This is a genomic window from Pseudomonas sp. JL3, assembly GCF_031570575.1.
In the GTDB taxonomy this organism is placed as follows: Bacteria; Pseudomonadota; Gammaproteobacteria; order Pseudomonadales; family Pseudomonadaceae; genus Aquipseudomonas; species Aquipseudomonas cucumis.
On the sequence record NZ_JAKWJK010000002.1, the window covers coordinates 97,859 to 113,467 of the forward strand.

Consider the following 15,609-nt stretch of genomic DNA (forward strand, 5'->3'; position numbering starts at 1 on the left):
TCGAAGGTGTCCCCCCAGATCAAAAGATCGCAGCCCGCGGCAGCTCCTACGCGTCAGCGTGAAGTTGCTTCCACAGGTTGGTCCTTCGTGGCCAACGTCAGCCACCAATAGATAAACGCCACGGTATTGATCCCCGCTCCCAACAAGCACACGCCGATCCATCCCGCCCAGGCATACATCGCCGTCGAACCGATAGAACCCAAGGCGCTGCCGATCGAATAGAACAGCATGTAGCCGGCGGTGAGTCGGCTTTGCGCTTCGGGGCGCACGCTGTAGATCATGCTCTGGCTGGTAACGTGAACGGCTTGCAAACCCAGATCCAGCGTAATCACCCCGAGCAGCAGCGCCCATAAAGAGGATTGAGTGAGTGCGATGGGCAGCCATGAGGCAAGCATCAGCAGCAACGACAGTCCACTGGTCCATTGCCCAAGACCGCGGTCAGCCAGATGCCCGGCGCGAGCGGCGGCCAGCGCACCGGCGGCTCCGGCCAGGCCGAACAGTCCGATTTCGGTGTGGGAAAGTGAAAGCGGCGGGGCACTCAGCGGCAACACCAAGGGTGTCCACAGCACCATGGCGCTGGCGAAGGTCAGCAGGGCGAGCATGGCCCGTTGACGCAATACCGGTTCTTCCTTGAACAATGTGAATACCGAGCCGATCAACGCACCGTAAGCGCTATCCGGTCGCGCCTCTTCGTGCTTTGGCAGCACACGAAACAACAGCAGTGCCATCAGCAGAGTCAACCCGGCGGACAACAGATAAATCGAACGCCAACCGGCCAGATCAGCCATGCCGCCCGCCACCGTTCGTGCCAACAGAATGCCGACGACAATGCCGCTGGTAATCACGCCCACCACACGTCCACGTTGCGCCGGGATGGCCAGGGTTGCAGCGTAGGCCACCAGGACTTGCGTCACGACCGCCAGTAACCCGGTCAGTGCCATGCCGAGCAATAGCCAGGTGCTGTTCGACGCTAATGCGATCATCAATAAGGCCAGTGCTGACAGCAGGGTTTGCGTGACGATCAGCCGGCGGCGGTTGAGCAGATCCCCTAGCGGAACCAGCAACAACAGACCCACGCCATAACCGATCTGGGTAAGGGTGACGACGATACCGATGGTTGCCGGATCCATGGCGAAGGCTTCAGCCATGGCATCGAGCAGCGGTTGTGCGTAATACACATTGCCGACGGCCAGGCCGCAGGCAACGGCAAACAGCAGCACCACTGCGCCGCTTAACGGATGGTCAGGTTTCATCACAGGCTTCCTTTTGTGGTTTCAAAATAAAACCAGTTGTACGGTAGGGAGTCTGGTTTTATATTGCAACCACATTTGTTGCCGGCGGACGCGGTCATGGTTAAACGTACAAGCATGGAAGGCGCCGAATGCCCGGTCGCCCGTTCACTGGACGCGATTGGTGATTGGTGGTCGTTATTGATCGTGCGCGATGCGTTCGATGGCCTGCGGCGATTCGGCGAGTTCCAGCGCAATCTGGGCATGGCCAAAAACATTCTCTCGGCACGCCTGCGCACGTTGGTGGCTCACGGGATTTTCGATCTGGTGCCAGCGTCGGACGGCAGCGCGTATCAGGAATACGTACTGACGGAGAAGGGCAAGGGCCTGTTCCCGTTGATCATCGGGTTACGGCAGTGGGGCGAGGCGTTTTTCTATGAGGCGGGGGAGGCGCATTCGCGGGTTGTCGATCGTGAGAATGGTCGACCGGTGCGGGCTCTGGAATTGCGTGCCGAGGATGGGCGCTTGTTGGGGCCGGAAGATTGTGTGCGGCTCCCGGCTGAGTAAAAAGATCGCAGCCTTCGGCAGCTCCTACGAGTTTTTGTGAACATCTGTAGGAGCTGCCGAAGGCTGCGATCTTTTGATTTTGAATTCAACGTAGAGCATCGACCATGTCGGCGATGGTTGTCAGCACGTCCTTGCCCAACTGCTTCGAGCGTTTGCCGGACCAGCCGGTCAGCGGGTTTGGTGCGTCGTTGTGGTCTTTGAAGGGCATTTCCAGGGTCAGCGACAGGCAGTCGAACTTCTGACCGACGCTGTTGCAGGCCAGGGTCATGTTGGCTTTGCCAGGCTCGTCGCGGGTGTAGCCGTGTTTGGTCTGGAAATCTTTGGTCTGATGTTTCAAATGACTGCGGAAATGTTCTTCGAGTTTTTCGATCCGCGACGTATAGCCAGGGTTACCTTCGCAACCGGCGGTGAACACGTAGGGGATTTCTTCGTCGCCATGGATGTCGAGGAACAGGTCGACACCATACTTTTCCATCTGTTGCTGAACGAACAGCACTTCCGGGCTGATTTCCTGGCTGGCGCTCTGCCACGCGCGGTTCAGGTCCTGACCCATGGCGTTGGTGCGCAAATGACCGTGAAAGGCGCCATCCGGGTTCATGTTTGGCACCAGGTACAGGTCGGCACTGGCCAGGAGTTTTTTCAGCACTGGGTCGTCGTGTTTTTCGAGGCGCTCGATCACCCCTTCCATGAACCATTCGGCCATGTGTTCGCCGGGGTGTTGCTGGGCGATGATCCAGACCTTGCGCTGGCCTTCGGCGCCGGTACCTTTGCGCAACAACTGGATGTCGCGACCTTCAACGCTCTTGCCGGTGGCCAGCAGTTCGGTGCCGGCCTTGGTCAGGGCCTGTTCGATCAGCCAGTCATGGCGGCCACGGCTGTAAGGTTCGAAATAGGCGAACCAGGCGTGGGTGGCAGTGGCTTCGAGGCTGAAACGCAGGCAGTCACCTTCGAAAATAGTCGGCACCCGGAACCAGTTGACGTGGTCATAGGAGGCCACCGCCTGATAGCCATCCCAGGCTTTGTTGTACGAAGACTTGCTGGCGTTGTTCAGGCGAAACCAATGCTCCTCTCCAACGTGCAGACCGCTGGCCTTGAAGTGGAACCACTGGAAATGCTGGCTGCGAGTGTCTGGCTTGATCGCCAGCAGCGCTTGCAAAGGATTGCTGATGTCCAGCACTTCGATGTTGCCACTGTCGAAGTTCGCGTTGATGTCGAAAGAAGATCTAGCCACGGCCATAATCAATTCCTGAATATGATTTTTATGGCTGCTACTTTACACGCAAGGAAGGGAGAAACCGGGGGAAATTGCGAGGGTGAAAAGGGGGGGCGTCCTCCTTGACGCCGACGCAGCTTAGAGACTGCGCGAGTGATTCTCAAGTGCTATTTTGCGTTAGTTTGGCCCAATGCTACCGGGCCTCTCTTGCCAACAGGTATTCATTTGATATCATCCGCGCCAATCGAATTTGCAGTACCCACAGACTTCATTAGCCTGAAGCCAAAGCCAGAATAACTGGCAAAAAAAAGACCCGGCAAAAGCCGGGTCAAAAACCGTGATTAGCCTGATGAGGAGATAGTCCAGGAGACCGACCTAAGGTCCCTTGGGCCATCGACTGATCTCGCGACCAGTTGATGCAATAATAATCATTATCATTTGCAAGTCAAATGTTTTTATCTGCGCGATTGGAAAACTTTTCCTGTCCTCCTCCAAAGCGCTTCCTCCTCAAACGTTCTGATTGCCCTCCAGGGAGCGGTCGACCATCGCCTTGGCCATGTCGATCATGTGCACCGTCGAAAACGCCAGATCCCGGCTTGCACCCTGCAGCTGGTTGGCGGATTCATGCGCGGTGGCGGCGGCACAGCGCAACAGATCCGACGCATGGACCAGTGCCTCTTCGCTGCTGATGTTACGGTTCACATCGAAGAAACGTTCTTCGCTGGCCTCTTCTGACACAGCTGGTTTCAAGTAGTAGTCCAGCGCCCGCTGCGCGGCGGCAGAGCCTTTTGGCGAGTTGAGCGTAGTGTCGAATTGGGTGTCGGGCAGGGTAATGCTGGGGATGGTCATGACGATGGCAAGCTCCGTGATAGATTCAAATCCGTGAGCCCAGCTTAGTACGTACTGTATTTGTGTCTTGAATTTAAATACTACAATTTGTGTTTTGTTGGTCGGAGTACCCCACGTATCGTGCCGCACATGGATAAATGGATTGAATTGGTCAAGGCCAAAATGAGTGAACTCAAAGTCACTCAAGAGATACTCGCCGAGCGCATCGGAATGTCCCAGGGCGGCGTCGGCCATTGGCTGAATAAACGTCGTCAGCCCGGCATCCAAGAGATGAACCGTGTCTTGCAGGCGCTGGGGATGGATTATCTGGAAGTCGCGATGGTGATCAGGGAACCGCAGATCTCACAGGATGAAGAGATCCCTCTGACGCAAAAGTACAACCCGTACTTTCGCTACCCGGTCAGTGACTGGCGGGAAACCGGGGAGGTACGCGACGGAGAACTATCAACTTACGGCGCTTCATCGACTGCCAGCAAGCCGCGCTTCGAGCTGTCCGATTACCACGCCCAAGGCGCAGCATTCTGGCTGGTAGTGGTCGGTGATGCGATGACCGCACCCACGGGTGTGAGCATTGCCGCGGACATGTTGATTCTGGTGGACCCGGCCATCGTGCCGGAGCCTGGCAAACTGGTGATCGCCCAATGGCCCGGCAGCGCCGAGGCGGTTTTTCGCAAACTGATCGAAGAGGGCGGGCAGCGTTATCTGGTCCCGCTCAATCCGACCTATCCGAAAGCCCTTTACACCGAAGAATGCCGAATCATCGGCGTAGTGGTTCAGGCGACTGCCAAATTCTAATCAGATCGGTCCTCGCAACGCGTAGGACCGATCTTCATTTCACGCGAGTTCCAATTCCACTAACGCACTGCCTTCGCTGACCATTTCGCCTTCCTGGCAATACAGCGCCTTGATCACTCCGGCGTGGGGTGCGCGAATGCTGTGCTCCATTTTCATCGCTTCCAGCACCACCAATTGCGCCCCGGCTTCGACCGTTTGCCCGGCCTCCACCAGCACTCGCACGATGCTGCCGTTCATGGGCGCGGTGAGTCCGCCGTGATGGCTGTGACTGGCTTCGACGGCACTGATCGGGTCATACGCCTCAATGCGGCGCAGCTCACCGTCCCATTGAAGATACAGCGTGTCGCCACGGCGGATTGCCCGATGCTGGCGGCGCAAACCGTTGTGTTCGGTCAGCAGGTATTCACCCTTGAGCTGGGCGGTATGAGCATTGGTATCGCCCAGGGTCAGCGCCCGGTCTTGCCCTTCGCAACTCAAATGCAGGGTGATTTCTGTCGGCAATCCGGCACGGAATCCGTTGCCGATACCCCAAGGCGAACTCAGGTCATCAGCGCGGGTCGTGCTCGGTTGGCTCTTGGCAAATGCCTGCGCGGCCGCTTGCCAGAATTCATCGCTGAGGTCTGAAGGTGCTGGCAGCAGTTGTTCCTGATAACGCGGAATGAACCCGGTATCCAATTCGGCCGCGGTAAACGCCGGGTGGCCGATGATTCGGCGCAGGAAGTTGATGTTGGTCTTCAGTCCGCCAATGGCAAACTCATCAAGCATGCTCAGCAACCGCAGCCGCGCCTGTTCACGGTCTTCGCCCCAAGCAATCAGCTTGCCGAGCATCGGGTCGTAGAAGGGCGAAATCTCGTCGCCTTCTTCAACGCCACTGTCCACGCGACGCCCCGGCCCTTCGGCGGATTCGCGGTACAACGCCAGACGCCCGGTGGCCGGCAGAAAATCATTGCCCGGGTCTTCGGCATACAGTCGCACTTCAATCGCATGGCCGATCAGCGGCACCTGGTCTTGCGTCATTGGCAGCGCTTCACCGCAGGCCACGCGAATCTGCCAGGCCACCAGATCAAGGCCGGTGATCGCTTCGGTTACCGGGTGTTCAACTTGCAAACGCGTGTTCATCTCCATGAAGAAGAACTCACCGCGCGCATCCAGCAAAAACTCCACGGTGCCGGCACCGACGTAACCGATGGCCTGTGCCGAGCGCACAGCAGCTTCGCCCATCGCGCGACGCAGTTCCGGGCTCAGACCCGGAGCCGGTGCTTCTTCGACGACTTTCTGATGCCGACGCTGAATCGAGCAATCACGTTCGTTGAGGTACAGGCAGTTGCCATGCTGGTCGGCGAATACCTGGATTTCCACGTGGCGTGGCTTGAGCAGGTACTTCTCCACCAACATCCGCGAGTCGCCGAATGACGACTGCGCTTCACGTTGCGCCGAGGCCAGGGCTTCGGCCAGCTGGCTGACGTCCTCGACCACTTTCATGCCTTTGCCACCGCCGCCCGCCGTAGCCTTGAGCAGCACCGGGTAACCGATGCGTTCGCAGGCGTCGCGGAAGGTGTCGAAGTCCTGGGCTTCGCCGTGATAGCCGGGCACCAGCGGCACGCCGGCGGTTTCCATCAAGGCTTTGGCCGCGGACTTGCTGCCCATGGCGTCAATGGCCGAGGCGGGTGGACCGAGGAAGATCAGACCGGCCGCTTCGATTGCGCGGGCGAACCCGGCGTTTTCCGAGAGAAAGCCATAACCGGGATGAATCGCCTGTGCGCCGCTGGCTTTCGCGGCAGCGATCAGTTTGTCGATTTGCAGGTAACTGTCGGCGGCTTTGCTGCCGCCCAGGTCAACGCGTATATCCGCTTCGCGGCTGTGCCGGGCGTCACGATCAATGGCGCTGTGCACGGCCACGGTGGTCAGGCCCAAGGCCTTGGCGGTGCGCATCACTCGGCACGCGATTTCACCACGGTTGGCCACCAACAGGGTGGTGAGAACAGGTGCGCTCATCAACGCGGCTCCTTGAGGGTGGTTTCGGCTTGCCAGTTCGGCGGACGTTTTTGCAGGAAGGCACGCAGGCCTTCCTGGCCTTCGGGGCTGACGCGGATTCGGGCGATGGCGTTCTCGGTGTAGCGCCGCAGCGCCGGGGTCAGCGCGCCATGGCCGACTTCACGCAGCAAGTCCTTGCTGGCGCGCATGGCCGCCGGACTGTTGAGCAGCAGGTTGTCGATCCACTGATCGACTTTCTGCTCCAGCTCAGCCATCGGGTAGCTCTCCGACAGCAAGCCGATTTCCCGAGCCCGTTGCCCGCCGAAACGTTCGGCGGTCAAGGCATAGCGGCGTGCCGCGCGCTCGCCGATGGCTTGCACCACGAACGGGCTGATGACCGCCGGCGCGAGGCCGATGCGCACTTCCGACAGACAGAACTGCGCGTCGTCGGCGCCGATGGCCATGTCGCAGCAACTGATCAGGCCCAGCGCGCCGCCATAGGCCGCGCCTTGCACCACTGCCACGGTCGGGATTTTCAGCTTGGCGAGGTTGTACATCAATTCCGCCAGTTCCCGGGCGTCATCAAGGTTGGTGTGGTAATCGAGTTCGGCCGATTGCTGCATCCAGGCCAGATCGGCGCCAGCGCTGAAATGCTTGCCGCGCCCACGGATCAGCAGAAAACGCAGGCTGGCATCGCTCGACACTTTGTCCAGCGCGAGGATCAGTTCTCGGATCATTTCGGCGTTGAAGGCGTTGTTTTTCTGCTCGCGGCTGAGCCACAGGGTGGCGAAACCACGCGGGTCAGTCAGCAGTTCGAGGGTGTTGAAGTCGCTCATGGTTTTCTCCAGATCACATCCGGAACACGCCGAAGCGGCTCGGTTCGATTGGCGCATTCAGCGACGCCGACAAGGCCAGGGCCAATACGTCGCGGGTTTGCGCCGGGTCGATGACGCCGTCGTCCCACAGTCGAGCACTGGAATAATAGGGATGCCCCTGTTCTTCGTACTGATCGAGAATCGGTTGCTTGATCTCGGCTTCCTGCTCGGCGCTGAAACCATGGCCACCGCGCTCGGCTTGCTCACGCTTGACCTGCACCAGCACGCCTGCCGCCTGTTCGGCCCCCATCACGCCGATCCGTGCGTTCGGCCACATCCACAGGAAGCGTGGGTCGTAAGCCCGACCGCACATGCCGTAGTTACCGGCGCCGAAGCTGCCGCCGATGATCACGGTGAATTTCGGCACCTTGGCGCAGGCCACGGCCGTCACCAGTTTCGCGCCGTGCTTGGCGATACCGCCGGCTTCGTATTTCTGGCCGACCATGAAACCGGTGATGTTTTGCAGGAACAGCAATGGAATGCCGCGCTGGCAGGCCAGTTCGATGAAGTGCGCGCCTTTCTGCGCGGCTTCGGCGAAGAGGATGCCGTTGTTGGCGAGGATCGCGATCGGGTAACCGTGCAGGTGAGCGAAGCCGCACACCAGTGTCGTGCCGAACAATGCCTTGAACTCATCGAACACCGAACCGTCCACCAGCCGCGCGATCACTTCACGCACCTCGAAGGGTTGTTTGGCGTCCGCCGACACCACGCCGTACAACTCGTCGCTGCTGTACAGCGGCGCGATCGGCGTACGTTGTTGCAGTTCACCGAGCTTGCGCCAGTTGAGGTTGGCGACGCTGCGCCGGGCCAATGCGAGGGCGTGTTCATCGCTTTCGGCGTAATGGTCGGCGACGCCGGAAATCTTGCAGTGCACATCGGCCCCGCCGAGGTCTTCGGCGCTGACCACTTCACCCGTTGCGGCTTTCACCAGCGGTGGGCCGGCGAGGAAAATCGTTGCCTGTTGACGGACCATGATCGCCTCGTCGGCCATCGCTGGCACGTAAGCGCCCCCGGCGGTGCACGAGCCCATGACCACCGCAATCTGCGGAATGCCCATGGCGCTCATGTTGGCCTGGTTGAAGAAGATCCGCCCGAAGTGTTCGCGGTCCGGAAACACTTCATCCTGACGCGGCAAGTTGGCACCGCCGGAGTCCACCAGATAGATGCAGGGCAGGCGATTCTGCTGGGCGATGGTTTGTGCGCGCAGGTGTTTTTTCACGGTCAGCGGGTAGTACGAGCCGCCTTTAACGGTGGCATCGTTGGCGACGATCATGCATTCGACGCCTTCCACCCGACCGATACCGGCAATCACCCCAGCGGCGGGAACGTCTTCGCCGTAGACCGCGTAGGCGGCCAGTTGGCTGATCTCGAGAAATGGCGAGCCGGGATCGAGCAGGCGATTGATCCGTTCACGGGGCAGCAATTTGCCCCGCGAGGTGTGGCGTTCTTGAGCCTTCGGGCCGCCACCTTGCTGCACTTGCGCGAGCAGGGTGTGCAGGGCGTCGACCTGTTTGAGCATCGCCGCGCTGTTGGCCGCGAACTCCGCCGAACGGGGGTTGAGCTGGGTATGCAGGATAGCCATGTGCAGCTCCGTTTAGCGGGTTTCGTTGAACAGTTCGCGACCGATCAGCATGCGACGGATCTCACTGGTGCCGGCGCCGATTTCATACAGCTTGGCGTCACGCAGCAGACGACCGGCCGGGAATTCGTTGATGTAGCCGTTACCGCCGAGAATCTGGATCGCGTCGAGGGCCATTCGGGTCGCGCATTCGGCGCTGTAGAGGATGACTCCGGCGGCGTCCTTGCGCGCGGTTTCGCCGCGCTCGCAGGCCTGGGCTACCGCATAAAGGTAGGCGCGGCTGGCATTGAGTTGGGTGTACATGTCGGCGACCTTGCCCTGGATCAGCTGGAATTCGCCGATGCTCTGGCCGAACTGCTTGCGGTCGTGAATGTACGGAACAATCAAGTCCATGCAGGCCTGCATGATCCCGGTCGGGCCACCCGAGAGCACAACGCGTTCGTAGTCGAGGCCGCTCATCAGCACTTTCACGCCGCCGTTGAGCACGCCGAGGATGTTTTCTTCCGGTACTTCGACGTCATCGAAAAACAGCTCACAGGTGTTCGAACCGCGCATGCCGAGCTTGTCGAACTTATTGCTGCGGCTGAAGCCTTTGGAGTCACGCTCGACGATGAAAGCAGTGATGCCGTGCGGGCCTTTTTCCAGGTCGGTCTTGGCGTAGATCACGTAGGTGTTGGCGTCGGGGCCGTTGGTGATCCAGGTTTTGCTGCCGTTGAGTACGTAGTGGTCGCCGCGTTTGTCGGCGCGCAGTTTCATCGAGACCACATCGGAACCGGCATTCGGCTCGCTCATGGCCAGCGCACCGATGTGCTCGCCGCTGATCAGCTTCGGCAGGTATTTGCTTTTCTGTTCGTGAGTGCCGTTGCGGTTGATCTGGTTGACGCAGAGGTTGGAGTGAGCGCCGTAAGACAGGGCGACCGAGGCCGAACCGCGGCTGATTTCTTCCATCGCCACCACGTGCGCGAGATAACCCAGACCCGCGCCGCCGTACTCTTCCGGCACGGTAATGCCGAGCAGGCCCATGTCGCCGAATTTGCGCCACAGGTCGGCCGGGAACAGGTTGTCGATGTCGATCTGAGCGGCGCGCGGGGCGATCTCTTTGGCGACGAAGGACTGAACCTGATCGCGCAGCATGTCGATGGTTTCACCGAGGGCAAAGTTCAGGGATGGGTAGCTCATGGGACACCTTTTGGCTTTTTTGTAGGGTGGGGAGGGCAGCGATTCGGCTCTCACCTTTACGTTAACGTAAGCTTGTGATGAATGGCTGTCAATCACCCTTTACGTTAACGTCAACTTGGGCGAGAGTAGAGCCAGTTCTGAATGGTCGGAGCTGCCGTAGCTCCGTTCCAACACCCACTAATAAAGACAATAGGGGTCGTCATGGATCAACCCAGTGCAAACCCGCAGCGCAGCTACACACGTGGTTCCCAGGACAAAGCCTTGCTGGCGATGACCATCGGGCAGAAGTTCGACGACACCGTCGCGCGATACCCGGACGGCGAGGCACTGGTGGTGCGACATCAACAGCTGCGTTACACCTGGCAGCAGTTGGCAGAAGCCGTCGACCTGTACGCCAAAGCGTTGTTGGCGCTGGGCTTGCAGACCGGTGACCGGCTCGGCATCTGGGCGCCGAATTGTGCCCAGTGGTGCATTAGCCAGTTCGCCAGCGCGAAAATCGGCGTGATTCTGGTCAACATCAATCCGGCTTACCGCAGCTCCGAACTCGAATACGTGTTGAAGCAGTCCGGGTGCCAGTGGCTGGTCTGTGCCGGGGCTTTCAAGACCTCCGACTATCACGGCATGCTGCAAGGGCTGGTACCGGAATTGGCGGAACAATCCATCGGCCGGTTGCAGAGCGAACGTCTGCCGGAACTGCGTGGCGTGATCAGCCTGGATGCGCAGCCGCCATCGGGTTTCCTGCCATGGTCGCAGCTGACCGATCTGGCGGCCAGCGTGTCGATCGAGCAATTGCGCGAACGTCAGGACAGTCTGCATTTCGATCAAGCGGTAAACATCCAGTACACCTCCGGCACCACGGGTTTTCCCAAGGGCGCGACCCTCAGCCATTACAACATTCTCAACAACGGTTACATGGTCGGCGAAAGCCTCGGGCTGACAGCCAATGATCGGCTGGTGATTCCGGTGCCGCTGTATCACTGCTTCGGCATGGTCATGGGCAACCTCGGCTGCGTCACCCACGCCAGCACCATGATTTACCCCAACGACGCCTTCGATCCGTTGCTGACGCTGAGCACCGTCGCCGAAGAAAAAGCCACCGCGCTTTACGGCGTGCCGACCATGTTCATCGCCATGCTCGATCAGCCCAAGCGCGCCGAGTTTGATTTGTCGAGCCTGCGCACCGGGATCATGGCCGGGGCGACCTGCCCGATCGAGGTGATGCGCCGGGTTATCAATGAAATGCACATGAGCGAAGTGCAAATTGCCTACGGCATGACGGAAACCAGCCCTGTGTCGTTACAGACAGGTCCGTCAGACGAGCTGGAATTGCGCGTCACCACCGTTGGCCGCACCCAGCCGCAACTGGAAAGCAAAATCATCGACGAGGCGGGCAACCTGGTGCCACGCGGCACCATCGGCGAGCTGTGTACTCGGGGTTACAGCGTGATGCTCGGCTACTGGAATAACCCGCAAGGCACCGACGAGGCTATCGATGAGGCGGGCTGGATGCACACCGGCGATCTGGCGAGCATGAACGACGAAGGCTACGTGTGCATCGCCGGGCGTAACAAGGACATGATCATTCGCGGCGGTGAGAATGTTTACCCTAGGGAGCTGGAAGAGTTCTTCTTCACCCATCCGGCGGTAGCTGACGTGCAGGTGATCGGCATTCCTTGCTCCCGTTATGGCGAAGAGATCGTTGCCTGGATCAAATTCCACCCCGGCCACAGCGCCACCGAACAGGAGCTGCAAGCCTGGTGCAAGGAGCGCATCGCGCACTTCAAGACGCCGCGTTATTTCAAGTTCGTCGAGGAGTTTCCGATGACCGTGACCGGCAAGATCCAGAAGTTTCGGATGCGCGAGATCAGCATCGAGGAGCTGCGAGGTCATCACGCCTGACCACAATTCCTTGTGGGAGCGGGCCTGCTCGCGATGACGGCAGCACATCCGATATAGATGTCGACTGAACCACCGCTATCGCGAGCAGGCTCGCTCCCACAGGGGGGGGGGGGCGCAGTGGAAATGGCAAACACGAGAAAGCACAAAGGGGAGCCGAAGCTCCCCTTTAATTTTGTCGCACGTGCTCTTTTTTTATTATTGAGGGGCGGTCTGTTGTTGTTTTTGGCAACCGTGGCCCTTTACCGCTGTTTTTGTCGATCCCCATCCGGGATCAAGAGCAAACGTATTTTTTTGAGCGCTGATCTACTTTTTCGCTAAGCGATCCAACCAGTTCGGGAGCTACCTGAAGGTAGTTTTATTGTTCTCTGCCCGGTTGCGGGTTACTTCGAAAAGCACCCTGAAAAGCACATCCTCTCCAAAAAAATCTGTTAGCTGCGTCTCTGCCGTGTTGTTCTTGTTATGTCAGAGTCGTTACGTCTTATTTTTATTGGTTTGCAGTTTTTATTCTTGTTATGCCATAGAGATAGCAGAAGCCGTGCCAACTTTTAAAAACCCTTTAAATTCAATGCCTTGAGTTTTTCACAGGATTTTTCATCCGACCCAAACCCGACAATTTGTTTCCGTGTTACTCGCTTCCGCCCACGTTTCTGCACACGCGGTAACACCCGGACACATCCACACTGTCACTGTGCACTGCGGGCCTTGGCCACGCGCGAACCGGTAGGGCGCCCCAGCACCGTGCAAATCTGTTGGCCGGCCCGAATCAAGGCATCCAGGTCGATTCCGGTCTCGATACCCAGGCCGTTGAGCAGGTAAACCACGTCTTCGGTCGCGACATTACCGCTGGCGCCCTTGGCGTAGGGGCAGCCGCCGAGGCCGGCGATGGAGCTGTCGAACACCGCGATGCCTTCCAGCAGGCTGGCGTAGATGTTGGCCATGGCCTGGCCATAGGTATCGTGAAAGTGCCCGGCCAGTTTTTCGCGTGGCACATCAGCCGACACCACGTCGAACATCCTGCGTGTCGCGCCGGCGGTGCCGGTGCCGATGGTGTCTCCCAACGAAACCTCGTAGCAGCCCATGGCATAGAGCTCACGAGCAACCCGGGCGACTTGTTCCGGTGCGATGTCACCTTCATAAGGGCAACCCAGCACGCAGGACACGTAACCGCGCACGCTGACCCCGTGTTGTTTGGCGGCGTCTATGATCGGCACGAAGCGCCCCAGGCTCTCGCTGATCGAGCAATTGATGTTGCGCTGGGAAAACGCTTCGGACGCTGCGGCGAACACGGCGACTTCCTTGACCCCGGCGGCGATGGCATCTTCGAAGCCCCGCAGGTTGGGGGCGAGGGCGCCATAGGTCACGCCCGGCTTGCGCTTGATCTGCGCGAAGACCTCGGCGGAACCGGCCATTTGCGGCACCCATTTGGGCGAGACGAAACTGCCGACTTCTATATAGCCCAGGCCTGCGGCGGTCAGCGCGTCAACCAGTTGTACCTTGTCCGCAACGCTGATGGGCTGGGCTTCGTTTTGCAAACCGTCGCGAGGGCCGACTTCGACCAGGCGTACGTGGGTGGGTAGGGACATGGGAATTGACCTGTTGTCTGAATACTGGGAAAACCCTGTGGGGGCGGCTTGCCCGCGATGGCGGTGTGTCAGTCAGCATCAATGTTGAATGTCATGCCCTCATCGCGGGCAAGTCGGATCGCCGCACCGCCGCTCCCACAGGGAACTGTGTAGATCTACCGGACCGCTTGCTGGCTCTTGATCGTCTGCTCCAGCGCCTGAGTACAGCGCTCTTCGGCCGTGTCGAGTTCCAGTTTCATCTGTTCGATGTCCAGCAGTTGCTGTTCGAGTTGTTCCCGACGCTCGGCGATTTTCGCCAGCATGCTATGCAGTTGCTTGGTGTTACCGCTGGAGGGGTCGTAGAGCTCGATCAGCTCGCGGCATTCGGCCAGGGAAAAACCAATGCGCTTGCCCCGCAGGATCAGCTTCAGGCTGACCTTGTCGCGGGGCGAATAAATGCGTTCCTGACCACGACGCTCGGGGCTGAGCAGGCCTTGCTCTTCATAAAAGCGAATAGCTCGGGTAGTGATGTCGAGCTCGCGGGCGAGGTCGGAAATGCTATAGGTCTGGCTGCTCATGGAAGCGCTCGAAAAAGGTCATGGCGCTAAGCTAATGGCAGGTTGACGTTTACGTCAAGGGGGCGTGGATCTTCGTTGGTATCACCGGCCTCTTCGCGGGCAAACCTCGCTCCTACAAGGTTCGCGTCGAGCCACGATTAAATGATCGACACCAAACCTGTGGAGCGAGCGGTGTGGCGATCCGACTTGCCCGCGAAGAACGATGACGCGGATTAATGTCCTACACCTTATCCAGCTTCTTCTCATGCGCCGTAACCTGTTGGCACAACTCGATCATCTGCTCGCGCATCCAGCGGTTGGCCGGGTCCTGATCGGTGCTTTCGTGCCAGTAAAGATGAGTTTCCACCGGCGGAACTTCTTTAACCGGGAGGTTCACCGAGTACAAGTCATGTCGGCGAGCAAAGCGTTCCGGCACGGTCATGACCATGTCGGTCTGCTGCAACACCTGGGACGCCATCAGGTAATGCTGGGAGCGCAGGGCGATTTTGCGCTGGATGCCCATTTTGCCCAGGGCCAGATCGACATAACCCAGACCGCTGCGCCGGCTGGAGATATGGATGTGCGTCAGGGACAGATAATCGTCGAGGGTGAATTTCTCTTTGCCCGCCAACGGATGGCCCTTGCGCATGGCGCACACGTAACGGTCCTCCATCAACTTGACGTGACGCACTTGCGGATCGGTATTGAGTGGCGCATCCACCGCGAAATCGAGACGACCGGCGGCCAATTCCTTGGTGGTCTCGCGACGTTTGGACAGGAAACTTTCGATGATCACCGTCGGCGCCAGGCGTCGCAGGCGCTGGAACAGCGGCGGCAGGATCACCGCTTCAGTAAGGTCGGTCATGCTGATGCGGTAGGTCTTGACCGCCTGCAACGGGTTGAAAATGCGGCTTTCCTGCACCGACACCCGCAGCAAGGAGAGGGCGTTGCGCACGGGGCCGATGATGTTCTGCGCCATCGGCGTGGGCACCATGCCTTGGGCGGTGCGCACGAAAAGCGGATCGTTGAAGGTCTCGCGCAGGCGAGCCAGAGCGTTCGAGACCGCTGGTTGAGTAATGCCGACAATCTGCCCGGCGCGAGTCAGGTTGGCTTCGGTGTAGATCGCGTCGAAGACGATGAAAAGGTTGAGGTCGACCTTGCTCAGATTCATTGCGCTGCGCTCTCTGCTCTTGTTATAGGAAGGTGGCTCGATCAGTCGATCATATATCGGTGATGAATGTTAATACACGCCGAGAATAGGCTAGGTAAATTATCAACGCTGTTCTAGCATCGATTGCATGACCTGAACAACCTCCCTTTAGAAGGTAGCT

13 protein-coding genes are annotated in these 15,609 nt (G+C 59.1%); 3 read left to right on the plus strand and 10 right to left on the minus strand.

The annotated features are described in order from the left end of the window. Positions 1–53: 53 nt before the first annotated feature. Positions 54–1,253, minus strand: coding sequence for an MFS transporter (locus tag MMG91_RS03655; protein ID WP_310658780.1), 1,200 nt, complete (start codon positions 1,251–1,253; stop codon positions 54–56). A 96-nt stretch (positions 1,254–1,349) separates the two neighbouring features. Between MMG91_RS03655 and MMG91_RS03660 the strand changes: the two genes are divergently transcribed. Further along, on the plus strand, positions 1,350–1,796 hold the full coding sequence (locus MMG91_RS03660) for a helix-turn-helix domain-containing protein (RefSeq protein ID WP_123720445.1): 447 nt from the start codon (positions 1,350–1,352) through the stop codon (positions 1,794–1,796). An 85-nt stretch (positions 1,797–1,881) separates the two neighbouring features. On the opposite strand, the gene MMG91_RS03665 is transcribed toward MMG91_RS03660, so the two are convergent. Together MMG91_RS03665 and MMG91_RS03670 are read right to left on the minus strand one after the other, a co-directional pair. Then, positions 1,882–3,033 carry a M14-type cytosolic carboxypeptidase gene (locus tag MMG91_RS03665; protein WP_310658781.1) on the minus strand — a complete coding sequence of 384 codons (1,152 nt, stop codon included), beginning with the start codon at positions 3,031–3,033 and terminating at the stop codon, positions 1,882–1,884. 483 nt (positions 3,034–3,516) lie between these two features. Further along, entirely contained in the window at positions 3,517–3,858 is a 342-nt protein-coding gene (locus tag MMG91_RS03670) for a DUF6124 family protein (protein WP_305446184.1), read from the minus strand. A 129-nt stretch (positions 3,859–3,987) separates the two neighbouring features. Here MMG91_RS03670 and MMG91_RS03675 point away from each other — a divergent pair, with 129 nt between their 5' ends. Next, complete coding sequence (locus tag MMG91_RS03675) at positions 3,988–4,653, plus strand: LexA family transcriptional regulator (protein ID WP_305446183.1); 666 nt, start codon at positions 3,988–3,990, stop codon at positions 4,651–4,653. Between the two features lie 39 nt (positions 4,654–4,692). Here MMG91_RS03675 and MMG91_RS03680 read toward each other — a convergent pair whose 3' ends face one another. Genes MMG91_RS03680 through MMG91_RS03695 form a run of 4 tightly spaced genes read right to left on the minus strand, consistent with a single transcriptional unit; the run spans position 4,693 to position 10,260 of the window. Continuing rightward, complete coding sequence (locus MMG91_RS03680; protein ID WP_310658782.1) at positions 4,693–6,648, minus strand: acetyl/propionyl/methylcrotonyl-CoA carboxylase subunit alpha; 1,956 nt, start codon at positions 6,646–6,648, stop codon at positions 4,693–4,695. Continuing rightward, positions 6,648–7,463 (minus strand): gamma-carboxygeranoyl-CoA hydratase, encoded by an 816-nt coding sequence (locus tag MMG91_RS03685; RefSeq protein WP_305502536.1) that lies wholly within the window; start codon positions 7,461–7,463, stop codon positions 6,648–6,650. Before MMG91_RS03685 ends, MMG91_RS03680 begins: the two co-directional genes overlap by 1 nt. 13 nt (positions 7,464–7,476) lie before the next feature. Beyond that, on the minus strand, positions 7,477–9,084 hold the full coding sequence (locus tag MMG91_RS03690) for a carboxyl transferase domain-containing protein (RefSeq protein ID WP_310658783.1): 1,608 nt from the start codon (positions 9,082–9,084) through the stop codon (positions 7,477–7,479). A gap of 12 nt (positions 9,085–9,096) precedes the next feature. Then, on the minus strand, positions 9,097–10,260 hold the full coding sequence (locus MMG91_RS03695; RefSeq protein ID WP_007904074.1) for an isovaleryl-CoA dehydrogenase: 1,164 nt from the start codon (positions 10,258–10,260) through the stop codon (positions 9,097–9,099). Positions 10,261–10,461: 201 nt separating this feature from the next. On the opposite strand from MMG91_RS03695, the gene MMG91_RS03700 reads away from it, so the two are divergent. Further along, positions 10,462–12,159, plus strand: a complete 1,698-nt coding sequence (locus tag MMG91_RS03700) for an AMP-binding protein (protein WP_310658784.1) — start codon at positions 10,462–10,464, stop codon at positions 12,157–12,159. Positions 12,160–12,842: 683 nt separating this feature from the next. Here MMG91_RS03700 and MMG91_RS03705 read toward each other — a convergent pair. The 3 genes from MMG91_RS03705 to MMG91_RS03715 all read right to left on the minus strand — a co-directional run bounded on the left by MMG91_RS03705 (position 12,843) and on the right by MMG91_RS03715 (position 15,449). Further along, complete coding sequence (locus MMG91_RS03705; RefSeq protein ID WP_310658785.1) at positions 12,843–13,742, minus strand: hydroxymethylglutaryl-CoA lyase; 900 nt, start codon at positions 13,740–13,742, stop codon at positions 12,843–12,845. A 155-nt stretch (positions 13,743–13,897) separates the two neighbouring features. Continuing rightward, the gene (locus MMG91_RS03710; RefSeq protein WP_310658786.1) at positions 13,898–14,299 is read right to left on the minus strand and encodes a MerR family DNA-binding transcriptional regulator; all 402 of its coding nucleotides are present in this window, start codon (positions 14,297–14,299) and stop codon (positions 13,898–13,900) included. Between the two features lie 220 nt (positions 14,300–14,519). Continuing rightward, positions 14,520–15,449 carry a LysR family transcriptional regulator gene (locus MMG91_RS03715; protein ID WP_008068246.1) on the minus strand — a complete coding sequence of 310 codons (930 nt, stop codon included), beginning with the start codon at positions 15,447–15,449 and terminating at the stop codon, positions 14,520–14,522. Between the last annotated feature and the right edge of the window lie 160 nt (positions 15,450–15,609).

Coding starts and splice junctions, on each gene's coding strand:
- MMG91_RS03655 (WP_310658780.1), bottom strand. CDS start 1,253: ATGAAACCTGACCATCCGTTAAGCGGCGCAGTGGTGCTGCTGTTTGCC.
- MMG91_RS03660 (WP_123720445.1), top strand. CDS start 1,350: ATGGTTAAACGTACAAGCATGGAAGGCGCCGAATGCCCGGTCGCCCGT.
- MMG91_RS03665 (WP_310658781.1), bottom strand. CDS start 3,033: ATGGCCGTGGCTAGATCTTCTTTCGACATCAACGCGAACTTCGACAGT.
- MMG91_RS03670 (WP_305446184.1), bottom strand. CDS start 3,858: ATGACCATCCCCAGCATTACCCTGCCCGACACCCAATTCGACACTACG.
- MMG91_RS03675 (WP_305446183.1), top strand. CDS start 3,988: ATGGATAAATGGATTGAATTGGTCAAGGCCAAAATGAGTGAACTCAAA.
- MMG91_RS03680 (WP_310658782.1), bottom strand. CDS start 6,648: ATGAGCGCACCTGTTCTCACCACCCTGTTGGTGGCCAACCGTGGTGAA.
- MMG91_RS03685 (WP_305502536.1), bottom strand. CDS start 7,463: ATGAGCGACTTCAACACCCTCGAACTGCTGACTGACCCGCGTGGTTTC.
- MMG91_RS03690 (WP_310658783.1), bottom strand. CDS start 9,084: ATGGCTATCCTGCATACCCAGCTCAACCCCCGTTCGGCGGAGTTCGCG.
- MMG91_RS03695 (WP_007904074.1), bottom strand. CDS start 10,260: ATGAGCTACCCATCCCTGAACTTTGCCCTCGGTGAAACCATCGACATG.
- MMG91_RS03700 (WP_310658784.1), top strand. CDS start 10,462: ATGGATCAACCCAGTGCAAACCCGCAGCGCAGCTACACACGTGGTTCC.
- MMG91_RS03705 (WP_310658785.1), bottom strand. CDS start 13,742: ATGTCCCTACCCACCCACGTACGCCTGGTCGAAGTCGGCCCTCGCGAC.
- MMG91_RS03710 (WP_310658786.1), bottom strand. CDS start 14,299: ATGAGCAGCCAGACCTATAGCATTTCCGACCTCGCCCGCGAGCTCGAC.
- MMG91_RS03715 (WP_008068246.1), bottom strand. CDS start 15,449: ATGAATCTGAGCAAGGTCGACCTCAACCTTTTCATCGTCTTCGACGCG.